The sequence below is a fragment of the Crystallibacter permensis genome, assembly GCF_025960875.1.
Classification (GTDB): domain Bacteria; phylum Actinomycetota; class Actinomycetes; order Actinomycetales; family Micrococcaceae; genus Crystallibacter; species Crystallibacter permensis.
Map to the genome: position 1 here is coordinate 1 of NZ_JAODLR010000023.1, position 15406 is coordinate 15406.

The 15406-nt window shown below is 63.1% G+C and carries 15 protein-coding genes and 3 riboswitches; of the genes, 2 read left to right on the top strand and 13 right to left on the bottom strand.

Features of this window, described 5'->3' with window-relative positions:
• Window positions 1-162 precede the first annotated feature (162 nt).
• From B0G38_RS19425 to B0G38_RS19470, 10 genes are all read right to left on the bottom strand, one after another.
• A complete protein-coding gene (locus B0G38_RS19425; RefSeq protein ID WP_264670968.1) occupies window positions 163-2550 on the bottom strand; it encodes an FdhF/YdeP family oxidoreductase in 2388 nt (795 codons plus the stop codon).
• A 19-nt stretch (window positions 2551-2569) separates the two neighbouring features.
• Complete coding sequence (fdhD, locus tag B0G38_RS19430; RefSeq protein WP_264670969.1) at window positions 2570-3478, bottom strand: formate dehydrogenase accessory sulfurtransferase FdhD; 909 nt, start codon at window positions 3476-3478, stop codon at window positions 2570-2572.
• Between the two features lie 33 nt (window positions 3479-3511).
• Complete coding sequence (locus B0G38_RS19435; protein ID WP_264670970.1) at window positions 3512-4672, bottom strand: molybdopterin molybdotransferase MoeA; 1161 nt, start codon at window positions 4670-4672, stop codon at window positions 3512-3514.
• A 17-nt stretch (window positions 4673-4689) separates the two neighbouring features.
• Complete coding sequence (locus B0G38_RS19440) at window positions 4690-5043, bottom strand: DUF6457 domain-containing protein (RefSeq protein WP_264670971.1); 354 nt, start codon at window positions 5041-5043, stop codon at window positions 4690-4692.
• A gap of 76 nt (window positions 5044-5119) precedes the next feature.
• A complete protein-coding gene (mobA, locus tag B0G38_RS19445; RefSeq protein WP_264670972.1) occupies window positions 5120-5782 on the bottom strand; it encodes a molybdenum cofactor guanylyltransferase in 663 nt (220 codons plus the stop codon).
• Window positions 5782-6282, bottom strand: coding sequence for an HNH endonuclease (locus B0G38_RS19450; protein WP_264670973.1), 501 nt, complete (start codon window positions 6280-6282; stop codon window positions 5782-5784). Before B0G38_RS19450 ends, mobA begins: the two co-directional genes overlap by 1 nt.
• Window positions 6283-6721: 439 nt before the next feature.
• Complete coding sequence (locus tag B0G38_RS19455; RefSeq protein WP_264670974.1) at window positions 6722-7504, bottom strand: C40 family peptidase; 783 nt, start codon at window positions 7502-7504, stop codon at window positions 6722-6724.
• A 5-nt stretch (window positions 7505-7509) separates the two neighbouring features.
• A riboswitch (cyclic di-AMP (ydaO/yuaA leader) is annotated at window positions 7510-7678 on the bottom strand.
• Window positions 7679-8088: 410 nt separating this feature from the next.
• Window positions 8089-8871 carry a C40 family peptidase gene (locus B0G38_RS19460; protein ID WP_264670974.1) on the bottom strand — a complete coding sequence of 261 codons (783 nt, stop codon included), beginning with the start codon at window positions 8869-8871 and terminating at the stop codon, window positions 8089-8091.
• A 5-nt stretch (window positions 8872-8876) separates the two neighbouring features.
• A riboswitch (cyclic di-AMP (ydaO/yuaA leader) is annotated at window positions 8877-9045 on the bottom strand.
• Between the two features lie 132 nt (window positions 9046-9177).
• A complete protein-coding gene (locus B0G38_RS19465) occupies window positions 9178-9822 on the bottom strand; it encodes a M23 family metallopeptidase (RefSeq protein ID WP_264670975.1) in 645 nt (214 codons plus the stop codon).
• 157 nt (window positions 9823-9979) lie between these two features.
• Window positions 9980-10192, bottom strand: a riboswitch (cyclic di-AMP (ydaO/yuaA leader).
• Window positions 10193-10280: 88 nt separating this feature from the next.
• Entirely contained in the window at window positions 10281-10997 is a 717-nt protein-coding gene (locus B0G38_RS19470) for a metal-dependent transcriptional regulator (RefSeq protein WP_264670976.1), read from the bottom strand.
• 281 nt (window positions 10998-11278) lie between these two features.
• On the opposite strand from B0G38_RS19470, the gene serC reads away from it, so the two are divergent.
• On the top strand, window positions 11279-12412 hold the full coding sequence (gene serC, locus B0G38_RS19475) for a phosphoserine transaminase (RefSeq protein ID WP_264670977.1): 1134 nt from the start codon (window positions 11279-11281) through the stop codon (window positions 12410-12412).
• Window positions 12413-12529: 117 nt separating this feature from the next.
• Here serC and B0G38_RS19480 read toward each other — a convergent pair whose 3' ends face one another.
• Genes B0G38_RS19480 through B0G38_RS19490 form a run of 3 tightly spaced genes read right to left on the bottom strand, consistent with a single transcriptional unit; the run spans window position 12530 to window position 14907 of the window.
• Window positions 12530-13789, bottom strand: coding sequence for an MFS transporter (locus B0G38_RS19480; RefSeq protein ID WP_169997120.1), 1260 nt, complete (start codon window positions 13787-13789; stop codon window positions 12530-12532).
• A 48-nt stretch (window positions 13790-13837) separates the two neighbouring features.
• Window positions 13838-14473, bottom strand: a complete 636-nt coding sequence (locus B0G38_RS19485) for a DUF3027 domain-containing protein (protein WP_264670978.1) — start codon at window positions 14471-14473, stop codon at window positions 13838-13840.
• A gap of 50 nt (window positions 14474-14523) precedes the next feature.
• Window positions 14524-14907, bottom strand: coding sequence for a cold-shock protein (locus B0G38_RS19490; RefSeq protein WP_264670979.1), 384 nt, complete (start codon window positions 14905-14907; stop codon window positions 14524-14526).
• A 199-nt stretch (window positions 14908-15106) separates the two neighbouring features.
• Between B0G38_RS19490 and B0G38_RS19495 the strand changes: the two genes are divergently transcribed.
• Window positions 15107-15361, top strand: a complete 255-nt coding sequence (locus B0G38_RS19495) for a hypothetical protein (RefSeq protein ID WP_264670980.1) — start codon at window positions 15107-15109, stop codon at window positions 15359-15361.
• Window positions 15362-15406 lie beyond the last annotated feature (45 nt).

Genomic DNA, 15406 nt, shown 5'->3' on the forward strand with positions numbered 1-15406 from the left:
ACCACCAAACCCGGCGACACCGGCGCCGGACCACCCACCTTCACCGACCGGATCCTCGACGCCCTGCCCGAAAACTTCCGCAAACGCCTCAAACCCAAAAAACCACCACCACCGGAACCCGAAAAAGAACCACCATTCTGACCGTTGGTGAAGCGGCCCCGCTTAGCTCGGCATCATCTCGCTAACACTGTCCGTCTGCTCAGTCTGCCCAGCGTGATCTGACTGACCGGCAGCCGCAACAAGCTCGTTTTCGCTTTCCTTCACCGGGACGAACCGGACGGTGATCGCTTTGAACCCGGGAGTGTTGGATTCACGTGCTACCAACTCCCGATGGACCAGGACGTTTGCCTCGGGGAAGTAAGCAGCCGCGCAACCACGTGCCGTCGGATAGGAAACAAGCCGGAAGCTGTCCGCTCGGCGTTCCGTGCCTTGGAACGTGCTGATGACATCCACCAACTCGCGGTCCTCGAAACCCAACTCCTTCAGATCGTCAGGATGCACGAGGATGACCCGGCGGCCGTTGGAGATACCACGGTACCTGTCGTCCAAACCGTAGAACGTGGTGTTGTACTGATCGTGGCTGCGCATGGTCTGCAGGATCAGGTGCCCTTCCGGAGCCGACAGGTATTCCAACGGGCTCACGGTGAACCTGGCGCGGCCGATGTCCGTGGCGAAGGAGCGCGAATCCCGTGGCGGATTGGGCAGCACAAAACCGTTCTTGGTGCGGATTCGCTGGTTGAAGTCTTCAAAGCCCGGCAGCACACGCGAAATGTGGTCGCGGATGATGTCGTAGTCCTCTGCCATGGCCCGCCAGTCCACAACATGGTCGTCGCCTAGGACAGCCTGTGCCATGCGGGCGATGATTACCGGCTCTGCCAAGAGATGCTCCGAGACGGGGGTAAGGCGTCCACGCGTGGAGTGGACAACAGACATCGAGTCTTCCACGGACAGGAACTGCGGCCCCTTCGGGTGCTTATCATCCGTATCGGTCCGCCCCAAGGTGGGCAGGATAAGAGAGGTCTTGCCATGGACAACGTGCGACCGGTTGGGCTTGGTGGAAATATGGACGGTCAGCCCGGCCCGCTTCATGCCTGCCTCGAGCGCCGCGGTATCCGAGTTGGCTAGCGCGAAGTTTCCACCTAGGGACACGAAAACATCAACGTCGCCCAGCTCGAAGGCATGCAAGGCTTCCGTTGAGTCGAAGCCGTGTTCACGTGGCGACTCAATGCCGAATTCCTTGTCGAGAGCTTCGAGGAGCCATTCCTTGGGCTTCTCCCAGATACCCATGGTCCGGTCGCCCTGGACGTTGGAGTGCCCACGGACCGGGCAAGCGCCCGCTCCGGGCTTGCCGAAGTTGCCCTGCAGCAGGAGCAGGTTGATGATTTCCTTCAGCGTGTCCACCGAGTGAGGCTGCTGGGTCAGGCCCAGCGCCCAGCAGATGATGGTTGCCTTGGACTTGGCCAGCAGGTCGGCGATCTTGGCGATTTCCATCCGTGAAAGCCCCGTTGCCTTCTCGGTTTCATCCCAGTCGATCGATTTGCGTGCCTCGCGGTAGGCTTCAAACCCTTCGGTCTGCTGCTCGATGAAGGCCTTGTCCACGACTGAGCCGGGAACGCGCTCTTCCTCTTCCAGCAACAAATGGCCGAATGCTTGGAACAGTGCCAGGTCCCCGCCGACCTTGATCTGCAGGAATTCATCGGAAATCTGGCTGCCGCCCTGGACCAGCCCCTCAACGCTCTGCGGGTCCTTGAACTTCATCAGTCCGGCTTCGGGCAGCGGATTGACGGACACGACCTTTCCGCCGTTGTCCCTGCATTCCCTGAGCGCGGAGAGCATGCGCGGATGGTTGGTGCCCGGGTTTTGTCCGACGACGAAAATCAGCTCGGCCTCGTGCAGGTCTTCCAGCGAAACGGTGCCCTTACCGATACCGATCGTGGGGTTCATCGCCGAGCCTGAGGACTCATGGCACATGTTGGAGCAGTCAGGCAGGTTATTGGTGCCCAGTGACCGTGCAAACAGCTGGTACATGAACGCTGTCTCGTTGGCAGTACGTCCCGAGGTATAAAAAACGCACTGGTCCGGCGTCGTCGCCCGGACGTGTTCGCCAATGAGGGCGAATGCTTCAGCCCAGCTGATCGGCGAATAGTGAGTTTCGCCTTCCCGGATGACGACCGGCTGGGTAATCCGTCCCTGGTTGCCGAGCCAATACTCGGTCTTCTCCTCCAGGTCCTTAATGGAATGCTCGGCCCAGAACTCCGGGCCCACGGTCCGGAGGGTGTTTTCCTCGGCAATGGCCTTGGCACCGTTCTCACAGAATTCGGCTGGCTTGCGCTTGCCGGTGATCGATTCGGGCCAAGCGCAGCCTGGGCAGTCGAAGCCGCCATGCTGGTTGACCCGGAGCATCGAACGGACGGTTCGGCTTACGCCGGCTTGGGCCAGTCCTCGTTCCATGGAGACCATGACCGCTTTGACGCCGGCAGCGGCTGTCTTCGGATCCTGGACTTCCAGAGCGTCTTCATTTATGTCATTTATAGGTGCACGGCGAGCCATGACCCCAATGTATCCCGTATCACAGGGGGATCTCGACCTTGACTCCGATAATTCGTCCAGGATGAGCATAAATATTCACAGTGTTACCTCGGCTGAATCCTGCCAACGTCAGTCCCGACTCCTCCGCGAGTTCGACGGCGAGTGATGACGGCGCACTGACGGCGGCCAACACGGGGATTCCGGCGAGGTAGGCCTTCTGCACGAGCTCAAAGGAAGCACGGCCCGAAACCTGCAGGACAGTGTCGTTCAGCGGCAGCCGGCCTTCCCGCAACGCCCAGCCCACCACCTTATCGACGGCGTTGTGCCGGCCGACGTCTTCCCGCAGGCAGAGCAGCTCGCCATCGAAGCTGAATAGCCCGGCAGCGTGTACACCGCCCGTCCGGTCGAAAACCTGCTGGCGTTCACGCAGCTTATCGGGCAAGGAGAGCAGCGTCTCCAACGGCAAATGCCGGGACGCGCTGCCAGCCAGCCCGCCGTCGTCGTTCTCTGTGTCCTCATCCGCGCCGGCCGTATCTGCCCCCAGGATCGGAAAATGCGAGCTTTTGGTGACCGCGTCGATGGACGCCGTTCCGCAGATCCCGCACGAACTCGAGGTGTAGACGTGGCGCTCCAGCGAGATATCCGGAAGTGCGACGCCGGGAGCCAGCTGAGCCTCGATAACGTTATATGTCTGGCGGCCCTGTTCGTCTTCGCCGGCGCAGAAGCGCATGGCGCCAAGCTGCGCAGCCTCCCAAACCACGCCTTCCGAAACGAGGAAGCCGGCGACCAGATCGAAGTCATCCCCGGGGGTGCGCATGGTGATGCTGAAGGCTTTGCCGCCGAGCCTGATTTCCAGCGGCTCCTCCGCGGCCAGGGTATCCACCCGGCGGTTGGTTTGGCCGTCGAGGCTGAGTCTGAGCACCTTGCGGCGCTGGGTTACGCGTCCCATAATAATCTCCTTGCTGACTACTGCCAGCTTAATTCACCAAGGCAGCGGCAGGGTACGCAGTTCCTGCCCGACAGCGGCACCTTCCGGAGGAACCACGATGACACCGTCCGCATTGGCCAGCCCGCGCATCATGGCGGACCCGACGTGGCCAGCGGGCACAGCGCCCACCTCCCTCATCGCATACGGAATCAACCGGTCCCTGCCATCCAGCGGGGCGAACCGGGTTCCGGCCGCAACACGGCCCATGTCCGGCACCTGCCTTCCGGTCATGCCGGCGAGCAGGGGGCCGCCGAGGGTCAGCAGCGCCATCATGGCGGCGAGCGGATTTCCGGGCAGCCCTATCAGCGTCCTCCCGTCGGCGAGGCGGGCCATCAGGGCGGGATGGCCGGGGCGCATCCGGATGGAGGGTGCCAGGACCTCGGCCCGCAGTTCGGCCAAGACCCGGCGCAGGTGGTCCGCCCGTGAATGACCGGTTCCGCCGGTGGTGACCACAACGTCCCCGCCACACTCAAGGATTGCTCGGCGTGTGGCCTCAAAGTCGTCCGGCAACCGGCGGGAACTGGAAGCTTCACCCCCAAGGACATGGATGATCGCGGGAAGGGTCGGACCGAAAGTATCCCGGACCTGCCCGGGCGCGGGGACGCCGGACGTAACAACTTCGTCCCCGGTCAGCAAGAGCGCAGCCGACGGCCTCGGGTAAACCGGGAGCTGGTCATGGCCGCAGACTGCGGCAATGGCAATGTGCGCGGGGGTGAGCTTGGTTCCGGCCGCGATGATCCGCTCCCCCGCAGCAGCTTCTTCGCCGGCCGGGCGAATGTGCCGCCCGGGCGGGGGTTCGGTAGCCGGAATATCCCGGAGGCGGTGGAGCATGGTTTGCGCCGCAGCGCTTTCCGCTGCACCGTATTCGCTCCGGAGTACGGCTTCGGCACCGGCTGGTATCAGCCCACCGGTAACCACGGAGGCTGCCTCACCAGGCAAGAGCGCCGTGCCGGGCAGTACCAGCTCCCACGGAGGCGCACCAGCAACAGCCCATCCGTCCATGGCAGAGGAAGCATAATGCGGCACGGCAAACTCCGCCGCGACGTCCTGCGCCAACGTCAGCCCGGTGCAATGCGCCAAGTCAACGGACGCGGGGCGGGCGCGGTTGTCCTGCCCGGTTTTATAGGCCAGTTCCCGCGCCGCGTCCCAGCTCACGGAGGGCTCTTCGTGCCTCACGCCTGTCCGGACTCGCCAGTTCCGTTTCCGGCGCTTCCGTTTCCTGCCTCTCCGGTTGCTCCGGTTGCTTCGGGTGCTTCTTCGGTAGCGTGACGACGGGCAACTTCATCCGCCACACGGCTGGCGGCACGCATGGCCACGGCCGGCGCTGCCTGTCCGGTTGCGGCAGCCAGTCCCGCGGCATAGCCGACAATAAACGTGGTCACAGGCGCCGCCGGGCGGATCACGCTGTGGGCCGCGACTCCGGCCAGCCCCAGGACTGCCTCAAGGTCCACCGGGGTGTCCTCAATCTCCAGGGCTGCGAGCAGCTCTGCGACGAAAGGTTCAAGCATTTCTTCGGCTCCGGCCACCTGGTCCTCCGATGTTTCTTTCCGCCCTGCGCCACGCACAAAGCGGGTGCAGGAACAGCTCAATAATGAGTTCAGGCTACGGTGCCGGCGGTGCTATGCCAAAGCGTTGCGCGTCATCCCAGGTATCCACGTCGGCGGTCGCCGTCGACGCGAGCGGGAGCTGCAGTGATTTCAGCCCCTCGAATAACTTCCGTACCGGCATTCCGACCAGCCCGTCTGGGCGATATCCCGCCGCTGCTGCATCCAATGCCGCGCTGTTGACGCAAGACGCCAAGGGTTGGGTACGGCCATCGGCGTCCACCGGCAGCACCAGCTGAACAGTTGGATTCCGTTCAGCCGCGTCAAGAAGCTGCTGCGGCAGCGTGCCCAGCGCGGGCATGTCGCACGCGAAGATCAAGGTCAGGGGCGCTCTCAAGGCGGCGCCGCCGTCGTCGTCGTTGGCAAAGCCTTCGCGCAGTGCGTTGACTGCCGCGCCGATTCCTGCCGCCGGGCCGGAAAATGGAGGATCCTCACGCGTCAGGACCACTGTGGTTTCCGGCTCGGCGTCAATGAAGGCTTCCAGTTCCGCGCGAAGCTCATCGGGACCAACGACGGCGATGCGCCGGGCCGCTCGAACATTATCCAAGGTGCGGCGCAGCAGCGATTGGCCGTTGTAGCGGAGCAGGGCTTTGGGCTCGCCGCCCAGCCGCGATGAACGGCCGCCGGCCAGGATGACGGCGTCGAATCCGGACAGGCTCATCAAGCCGCCGGGTTGGAGTCGAGGAACTCGCCCCACGCCGGTGCCGGGCGCTCCAGTTCACGGATCCGCCAGTGGCTGCCGCGGGGAGCGCGCGGGGTAATGCGCAAATGCCATCCCATCTGCTTCAGTGTCCGGTCCCCCTTGGCGTTGTTGCAGCGCAGGCAGCAGGCAACGAGATTCTCCCAGCTGTCGATTCCCCCGCGCGAACGCGGTTTCACATGGTCAACGGTATTGGCCGTCTTCCCGCAGTACGCGCACTCGTAATTGTCCCGGCGCAGCACGCCCCGACGTGTCACCGTCATGTCCTGCGGGTAGGGAATCTTGATGTAGCGGTTTAGCAGGATGACCGATGGCCTGCCGAATATATCGTTGGGCCCGACGACGGGTTCGCCGTCCTCAGCGATGATGCTCGCCTTTCCGGTGAGCACAAGTAGCAGCGCCCGGCGGAAGGTCACTACCGCCAGCGGTTCGTATCCAGCGTTCAGAACGAGTGTGCGCATGCACGTTCCTGTCCGTCCGGCCACGCCCGGGACTGCGGGACCGACTGCATCCCGGCCATGGTGATTCGACACTGACAAGAGTTAGAGTAAGCGGAATCACGCCCGCGGCGCTAATTATTCGCCCTTCGAGATTGAGCAGGAGTGTAGGCAGCGTCGATGAAACGTTGCGTCCGGCCTTCGCCAGATGGCGACGCCGCCAACTAAGAGCGCGCGGTGTACCTACTCGTTAAACCACTTCAGGGTCGTCCTCGTCGGAGGACGACCCTGAAGGTAAAGACGCTAATCCAGATCTGATCCAGCTCCGCCATGGGCGGACCGGCGTTTGCAACTGGGGCCTCCGGGAGATGCCGGCAGGCCTCCGTACGGCGGAACGCCCGGGACGCGGTACTGCTCGGACCGTGGAAACGTGTTCGGGTAGCGCGCTGCCCTGTTGAAGCTCTTAGCCGTTGGGGCGGATGAAGACCGGGCCCGAACCGATGTAAGCATCGGCCAGCGCCGTCGTGTAACCGGTCCAGCCACCATGGATGGCCTGGCCGTTGCCCACGTAGATCGCGATGTGCGGCACACCGGCACCAGCATCGTCGTAATAGATCATGTCGCCCGGCTGCGGCGTCGAAACCTGGGTACCGTACGCCATGAACTGCGCCGGAGCCAGATCGCCCACGGAGATACCGGCCGAACGCAGCGCGTTCTCGACCATCGCGGTACAGTCCTGCGACACACCGATCTGGCCGTAAGCCGACGCCACCAACGCGGCACCAATACCGCTGGCAGCAACATCAGCCTTCGCCTCCGGCTTCGGGGCCTCCTCGGCCTTCTCAACCGGAGCGACAGCCTTCTCAGCGGCTTCCTCAACCACCGGAGCAACTTCCTCGGCCACAGCCTCAACCACGGGCTCCGGCTCTTCAACCACCGGAGCAGCCGTCGAGGTCACACCCGAACGCTCAAGATCCAGCTCAACAGCAGCAGAAGCCTGCACAGCCTCAACCTGCACCCGCGATGGAGCCGCAGCAGCAGCCTGGACCGAAGCTTCACGCTCAATATTGGTCGCCTGCGCCGGAACGCCGACAGAAAGAACCAGACCGGACGCGGCAGCAATCACAGCAGCCTGGCGGCCCACGGAACCGGCATTCGAAGAAACAGCCTTGGAAATACTCTCCAACGGGCTAGTACGGACGGGCGCAGCACGGTGGCGGCCCAAAGCAGCAGTGTTCTTAGACACGAGTGATTACCTCTCCCAATGCCTGCGAGGTGAGCTGTCGGGTTCGGATGGGAGTCATCCGGCCATGGAAGCCCCGGCCTCAGCCAAGAACAACCACGACTTAACCCCAAGGGCCTCCTAAGAAGCCCGGAAGTTGGTTCCCCCGCCTCTGCCATGCGAAATCGTTGCGAACGGACCCCGGGAAGTGGCAGAGCTAGGCAATCCACCCGGAGGTACCAAACCATGTTCCGATTTGGCACGAACAAGACGGTATAAGATTTCCAGGGCTAAGTCACATTCCGATCACGGGCAATTCGCCCTTAATCGGCCAGGCAGCGTCTGCCCAGCTCGTATCGTTTCATCAAGGCCCGGAAATTCACGGTTTTCTTTCACTGCAGCGTGATTTAATTCACATTTTCGCGCCGTTACCTGAACGTGACGGGAAGCGGGGGAAATACGGCCCCAATACAGCACGCGGCAGAAATTGCGGGCGCGGAAAACCGAGATAAATAATCAAACGGACAGGTCCGCACCCCCTTAAGGATGCGGACCTGTCCGTGTGTGGACATGCGGGCTGGATCAGCCGGGTATTTGCAAGTTGCGTCTTAGCCGTTGGGGCGGATGAAGACCGGGCCCGAACCGATGTAAGCATCGGCCAGCGCCGTCGTGTAACCGGTCCAGCCACCATGGATGGCCTGGCCGTTGCCCACGTAGATCGCGATGTGCGGCACACCGGCACCAGCATCGTCGTAATAGATCATGTCGCCCGGCTGCGGCGTCGAAACCTGGGTACCGTACGCCATGAACTGCGCCGGAGCCAGATCGCCCACGGAGATACCGGCCGAACGCAGCGCGTTCTCGACCATCGCGGTGCAGTCCTGCGACACACCGATCTGGCCGTAAGCCGACGCCACCAACGCGGCACCAATACCGCTGGCAGCAACATCAGCCTTCGCCTCCGGCTTCGGGGCCTCCTCGGCCTTCTCAACCGGAGCGACAGCCTTCTCAGCGGCTTCCTCAACCACCGGAGCAACTTCCTCGGCCACAGCCTCAACCACGGGCTCCGGCTCTTCAACCACCGGAGCAGCCGTCGAGGTCACACCCGAACGCTCAAGATCCAGCTCAACAGCAGCAGAAGCCTGCACAGCCTCAACCTGCACCCGCGATGGAGCCGCAGCAGCAGCCTGGACCGAAGCTTCACGCTCAATATTGGTCGCCTGCGCCGGAACGCCGACAGAAAGAACCAGACCGGACGCGGCAGCAATCACAGCAGCCTGGCGGCCCACGGAACCGGCATTCGAAGAAACAGCCTTGGAAATACTCTCCAACGGGCTAGTACGGACGGGCGCAGCACGGTGGCGGCCCAAAGCAGCAGTGTTCTTAGACACGAGTGATTACCTCTCCCAATGCCTGCGAGGTGAGCTGTCGGGTTCGGATGGGAGTCATCCGGCCATGGAAGCCCCGGCCTCAGCCAAGAACAACCACGACTTAACCCCAAGGGCCTCCTAAGAAGCCCGGAAGTTGGTTCCCCCGCCTCTGCCATGCGAAATCGTTGCGAACGGACCCCGGGAAGTGGCAGAGCTAGGCAATCCACCCGGAGGTACCAAACCATGTTCCGGTTTTCGGCACGGGTTCGACACTATAACGTTTCATCATCCAAGTCACATTCCGATCACGGAATGGTGTGCCTTTGGTTACAGCCAGCCCTTGGGGTCGACCATGTCGCCATTGACAACTACCTCAAAGTGGAGGTGACAGCCGGTGGAATTACCGGTCGTACCGCTTTGGGCCAACAGATCCCCACGGCTGACAGTGTCGCCGATCTTGGCGCTGATGCTTGTCAGGTGGTTGTAGGTGGTCTCCAGGCCGTTGCCGTGGTCCACTACTACGCGGTTGCCGTAGCCGCCGAACCAGCCGGCTTCCTTAACCGTGCCGCCGGCGGCCGAGTAGACCGGCGAGCCACAGGCTGCGCCGTAGTCCTGGCCGGTATGCATTTCACCCGCATATCCGGTCACGGGATTAACCCGCATACCGAACGGTGAGGTCATCTTCATGCTCTCCATGTCCATCGGCTGGGACAGGGTGCCCTCACTGCTGACGGCCTTGGCATCGCTGCCGGATGCCACCATGACCTGTTCGAGCTTAGTGTCCGGATCGAAATTGCTTGTCAGGCCGGCACGCTGGAAGTGCAGATCAACTTCCGCTGCCGCGGTTACGGGCGCTGCAGCCACGGCAGCGACCTCGGCCGCTGCAGTATCAACGGCCGGTTCGCCGGACGCTGAGGCACCTGCAGTGGTGGGCAGCAGGACAGTAAGTGCCATGCCGGATGCGGTTGCCACAATGGCGGCCTTGTGGCCTGCACCGCGGACCACTGCAGCAGCGGGCGATGGAGCAGCTTCGGCGCGTCGACGGCCGGTGCTTCCTGAACGCGGCCGCGACCTACCTGCCGGGGCGGCCGAACGACGCCGTCCCGTGGCTCTTTGTTCTGACAAAAGTCTTCCCTCTCCTATAAGCCTGCGAAGTTAGCTGTCGGATTCGAGTAAGAGATAACTCGGCCACAAGACGTGCGGCATCAGCGCAATAAGCAGCTGGTACCGACATCAAGCGTGGCTTCACCCCTAGGCAGCTGGGTGGGCTGCCGATGGTGGGTCCTCCGCCCCTGTCAATGCGGGTCCCTGATCCGCTGACAGGGTTCGGCTACGGATCAGGTGACGCCAATGCATCGGCGTCAAGCAACAACTATAAAGGGAAACCCTTCAGAGTGATAATTCGGTTATCCACCCTGTGGACAACCCGGTTAAGCGTTTCCAGCTGGGGCGGAATCGAACGCCACAAAGATGTGGCCAGCCACCTCCGGCGGCAGCTCGAGGGCGCCTTCGATGCCTGGGACACGTACTGAAATGTATTCGCCAACGGTCTCCAGCTGCAGCTTGGCCCCGGGTTTCAGGCCTCCCTCATCAAGCTGCAGAAGCAGCTCCGGCTCCACCTGGATCGGCTCGGCCAGCCGGACAATGGTCACGGTGTCCGACGGCTGGTACGTCCGCATCGCTTCTGTGAGGTTAACAACGCCGTTGATGAACTGCTCGGCCGGCTTTCCACCGAGGGCCTCGAGTCCCGGGATGGGATTCCCGTAAGGCGACACAGTAGGTTTGCCCAGCAGGTCATAGAGGCGCTGCTCCACACGCTCGCTCATCACATGCTCCCACCGGCACGCTTCGTCGTGGACATAAGCCCAGTCCAGGCCGATGACGTCCGCCAGGAGGCGTTCGGCCAGCCGGTGCTTGCGCATCACCTCGGTGGCGCGTCGCCGGCCATTCTCTGTAAGTTCCAGGTGCCGGTCGCCGGAGACAACAACCAGACCGTCACGCTCCATCCGTCCCACGGTCTGGGAAACGGTAGGTCCGGAATGGCGCAGGCGCTCCGCAATGCGGGCCCGCAGGGCAACGATGTTCTCTTCTTCCAGCTCGAGAATGGTCCGAAGGTACATCTCGGTTGTGTCGATGAGATCAGTCACTGGAATTCTTGCTCCTCAGCGCAGGTGGCGGGATAGATCCGAAAGCCGACGCACCGGCGTCGTGGTCCCCCAACAAGGTTATCTTGTTTGCCGCAGGGCCCGATAATTCCCGTGTTTGCACCAGACACACGACAGATTACGGAACGCGCAGCGTCCCACGTCCATTATGCGAAATATGCGCGTCTCAACTATCGGACAGCCGGATGCCTGCGACAGAATGTGTGGAGGTTCAATGGCGAACTGTCTAAAGATCACCGTAAGCCCGCCAGGAAGAAGCCCTTATGAGCGACAACCAGTCAATAAGCATTCCCGCAGACCTGCTCCCCCAGGACGGTCGCTTCGGTGCCGGACCGTCCAAGATCCGCTCCGAACAGATCGACGCCGTTGTGGCGGCCGGCCGGGATCTGCTGGGCACCTCCCACCGCCAGGCACCAGTCAAGAACCTTGTGGGCAGCGTGCGCGAGGGCCTTCGGACGTTCTTCCAGGCCCCCGAGGGCTACGAAGTCATCCTCGGCCTCGGCGGGGCCACTGCTTTCTGGGACGTCGCAACTTTCGGCCTGGTCGAGAACAAGGCCCAGCACCTCTCCTTCGGTGAATTCAGCTCCAAGTTTGCCGCGGCCACGAACAAAGCCCCCTTCCTGGCCGAATCCTCCATCATTACGGCCGAGACCGGTTCCCTGCACAGCCCGAAGGCGGAAGCCGGGGTCGATGTCTACGCCTGGGCGCAGAACGAAACCTCCACGGGCGTTGCCGCTCCGGTCAAGCGTGTGGCCGGAGCGGACGAAGGGTCTTTGGTCCTCGTCGACGCCACCTCCGCCGCGGGCGGGCTGCATGTTGACGTCTCCGAGAGCGACGTCTACTACTTCTCCCCGCAGAAAAACTTCGCATCCGACGGCGGTATCTGGTTGGGCATGTTCTCCCCTGCAGCGCTGGAGCGGGCCGAAAAGATCGGCGCCACCGACCGCTGGATCCCGGACTTCCTGGACCTGCAGACGGCGATCGATAACTCGCTGAAGAACCAGACCTACAACACGCCGGCCCTGACCACCCTGGTGACACTGAACAACCAGATCGAGTGGCTCAACAGCAACGGCGGCCTGAAGTTCGCCGCCAAGCGCACCGCCGATTCCGCCGGCCGCGTCTACAGCTGGGCCGAGGCATCCGCCGTCGCCACGCCCTATGTGGTTAATCCCGACCACCGTTCAAACGTCATTGCCACGGTGGACTTCGATGATTCGATCGACGCCGCCGCCGTCGCCAAGGTCCTGCGGGCCAACGGTGTGGTGGATGTTGAGCCGTACCGCAAGCTTGGCCGCAACCAACTGCGCATCGCCACCTTCGTCGCGATCGAGCCGGAAGACGTCAGCGCCCTGCTCAACTGCGTGGACTACGTGATCGAGCAGCTGAACGGCTGACTCCCCAACTGCACCAACGAGGCACCCTGGTTTTCCAGGGTGCCTCGTTGTTTGTGCGGTGCGGCATGCTCCGGGCCGGGTAGACTCTCCCACGGCCCGCGCCACGGCTCTGGCAGTCTACGGCCGTTGCTGCAGATAAGTGATGCGCAGCTTCCGTTTGGCAGTGCGGTCGTATTGGAAACGCATCTGCTTGGCGCGCCATGCCCAGATGAAGCCAACCAGCGCCGCGGCCAGCCCGGCAAGCGCGCCCACGCCCAGGCCCCACCGTGGTCCGAATGCGTCGGTCACGGCGCCGACAATGGGCGCACCGATCGGGGTTCCGCCCATGAAGATAGCCATATACAGGGCCATCACGCGTCCACGCATCACTTGGTCCGTATTGGTCTGCACGTAGGCGTTCGCACTGGTCATGATGGTCAGCGCCGAGACCCCGATGGGCACGAGAGCCAGGCCGAACAACCAGGTGTTGGGCGCCAGGGCTGCTGCTGTGCAGGAGACCGCGAAGGCTGCCGCGGCCCCGAAAATGAACCGCAGCCGGGGCCGGTCACGGCGTGCGGCGAGCAGCGATCCCATGACCGAGCCGATGGCCATGACGGACGACAGCAAGCCAAAATCGCCGGCGTGCCCGCCGAATTCGGTCCGGGCCATGGCCGCAATATAGATGGCGAAGTTCAGCCCGAAGGTTCCGATGATGAAGATCGCCGTCATGACAATCATCAGGTCCGGCCGGCGGCGCACATAGCGGAACCCCTCGCGGATTCTGCCCTTGCCCTTGCCTGCCTTGGGCAGCGGGCGCAATTCGCTGCCGCGGATCACCAGCAGAGCTGCGATCATCGCCCCGAACGTGGCCGCGTTGATGAGGAAAACCCAGCCAGGTCCGACGGCGACCGTGAGCACGCCCGAGACGGCCGGTCCCACCATGCGGGCCAGGTTGAAGGAAGTGCTGTTCAGCGCGACGGCGTTGGGCAGGAATTCATCGCGCACGAGCTCCGAGACAAAGGTCTGCCGGGCCGGGGCATCCACTGAGGACACCATGCCCAAGGCCAGGGCAAAGGCGTAGACGTGCCAGAGCTCCACCACGCCCGTGATCACCATGAGACCCAGCCCGAGGCCCAGCAGCGCCATGGAAACCTGGGTGATCATGAGCAGATGGCGCCGGTTGAAGCTGTCCGCGATCAGTCCCGACCACGGTGCCATGAGCAGCTGCGGGCCAAGCTGGAGCGCCATGACGATGCCCATGGCTGCAGCGTCCTGCTTGGTCAGGATGTCGTAAACCAGCCAGTCCTGAGCGGTCCGCTGCATCCAGGTGCCGATGTTGGAGACGATCGCCCCCACAAACCAGATGCGGTAGTTGAAGAACTGCAGCGAACGGAACATCTATACAGGCGCTCCTTTCTGCCGCAGATTCATGTGGGCGCGGGTGGGTTAGGCGGATGCCTCCGCGTTAGCCTCAGCTGGGCCGGCTTGCGAGGTAGGTTCCTCAGCCCAGGGAGCAGGGTCGGCCGCGGCCTGGTCAGCGGCCTCGACCATCGCCGGAGCGGCAGCTTCGTCTGGCTGCCCAGCTTCGGTAGCGCCATCGACGTCGTCCGCGGCTTCGTCCGAGGTCTGGCCCGCGCCGTCGTTGTTTTCGCCGTCGTTGTTTTCTTCTGCCCTGTTTTCGTCCGCGAGGCTCTCCGCTTCCGCGGCGGCCTCTTCCGGACGGACCCGCTCCGCCCACGGAACCCAGTCCGGTGACAGCAACGACTTCTCCGAGGGCAGCAGTCCGATTTCGCAGACCGTGATCTCTTTACTCCGCGGTGCGCGCGCCAGCGAGGCGAACCACTGCCAGCCGATGTAGCCGGGGAGTTTGGATTCGAACCGGTGGACTACCAGGCGCTCGGCCTCAGCCACCACGCCCACGTGGTCGCCGACCTGTTCTGCCGGAGCCATTTCAAGCACGCCCTGACGGGCACGGTCCACGGCAGCGGCCAGCAGTGCATCCAGTTTGGCTGGCCGCTTGGCAGCGGGCCGGCGTCGTGCCGGAGCAGTGCTTTCCGCGGCGGTGTCTACTGTCGGTTCCACTGCAGATTCCGTTTCTGTCTCAGCGCTGCTCATGTATGGACTCCGCCGGCTCAGACGTCCAGCTGATCCGCGACGTGGCGCAGCACGGCAGCGACCTTGGCCGAGTGTGCCTTGTCGGGATAGCGGCCCTTGCGAAGGCCGTTGGAGATGTCGTCGAGCAGCTTGATGAGGTCCTCGGTGATGATGGCCATGTCTTCCGCCGGCTTCCGGACGGCCTTCGCGACGGACGGCTTGGCATCGATGATGCGGGCAGAAAGGGCCTGCGCTCCCCGGCGTCCCTCGGCCACGCCGAACTCCATACGGGTGCCGGCCTTGACGTCGGTGACACCGGCCGGCAATGCGGAGGCGTGCAGGAAGACTTCCTGGCCCTCATCCGTGGCCAGGAATCCAAAACCTTTTTCCGTGTCAAACCATTTGACCTTGCCGATGGGCACTTCAGTTACCTCGTTCTACGATTCCATTGCAGGGTAATCGCCCGCTGCTGCGCTTTTCATGTCCCGTGCAGGTTCCGGTGCCAGCGATCTGTGCTGGCTGTACGGTAACCATAGACGGGGAAGTCTCTATCTAGATTAGCTTGTTCCGACAGTCGTCCCGGACTTTGCCGGCAACATGTCCGCTGTTAGCGTTATCTGCATGTCCGCCCCTGTTCCGTCGTCCAGTTCCGCGGCCCGCCCGGAGACGAGCAGGCTGCTGATCGCCCTGGTGAGTATTGCCGCTGTCCTATCCCTCGCGGGACTTGCCAGCCTGACCGTGATCCTGGTCAGCGCCCTCTTTGGGCACGAAGCCTGGCCCGGTTTCCTTGCCATCGCCTGGACGGGTTTCCCGGTGGCGTTCCTCTTGTTGGGTTTCCTGATCCTGCGCAGCATCCGGCGCCGGCGCAGCCTCTAACGCGAAGTTACATCGGTCCAACCCGCTCCGGTGCTGATACCGGCG

Coding starts and splice junctions, on each gene's coding strand:
- B0G38_RS19450 (WP_264670973.1), bottom strand. CDS start 6,282: ATGCGCACACTCGTTCTGAACGCTGGATACGAACCGCTGGCGGTAGTG.
- B0G38_RS19425 (WP_264670968.1), bottom strand. CDS start 2,550: ATGGCTCGCCGTGCACCTATAAATGACATAAATGAAGACGCTCTGGAA.
- mobA (WP_264670972.1), bottom strand. CDS start 5,782: ATGAGCCTGTCCGGATTCGACGCCGTCATCCTGGCCGGCGGCCGTTCA.
- B0G38_RS19495 (WP_264670980.1), top strand. CDS start 15,107: ATGTCCGCCCCTGTTCCGTCGTCCAGTTCCGCGGCCCGCCCGGAGACG.
- B0G38_RS19480 (WP_169997120.1), bottom strand. CDS start 13,789: ATGTTCCGTTCGCTGCAGTTCTTCAACTACCGCATCTGGTTTGTGGGG.
- serC (WP_264670977.1), top strand. CDS start 11,279: ATGAGCGACAACCAGTCAATAAGCATTCCCGCAGACCTGCTCCCCCAG.
- fdhD (WP_264670969.1), bottom strand. CDS start 3,478: ATGGGACGCGTAACCCAGCGCCGCAAGGTGCTCAGACTCAGCCTCGAC.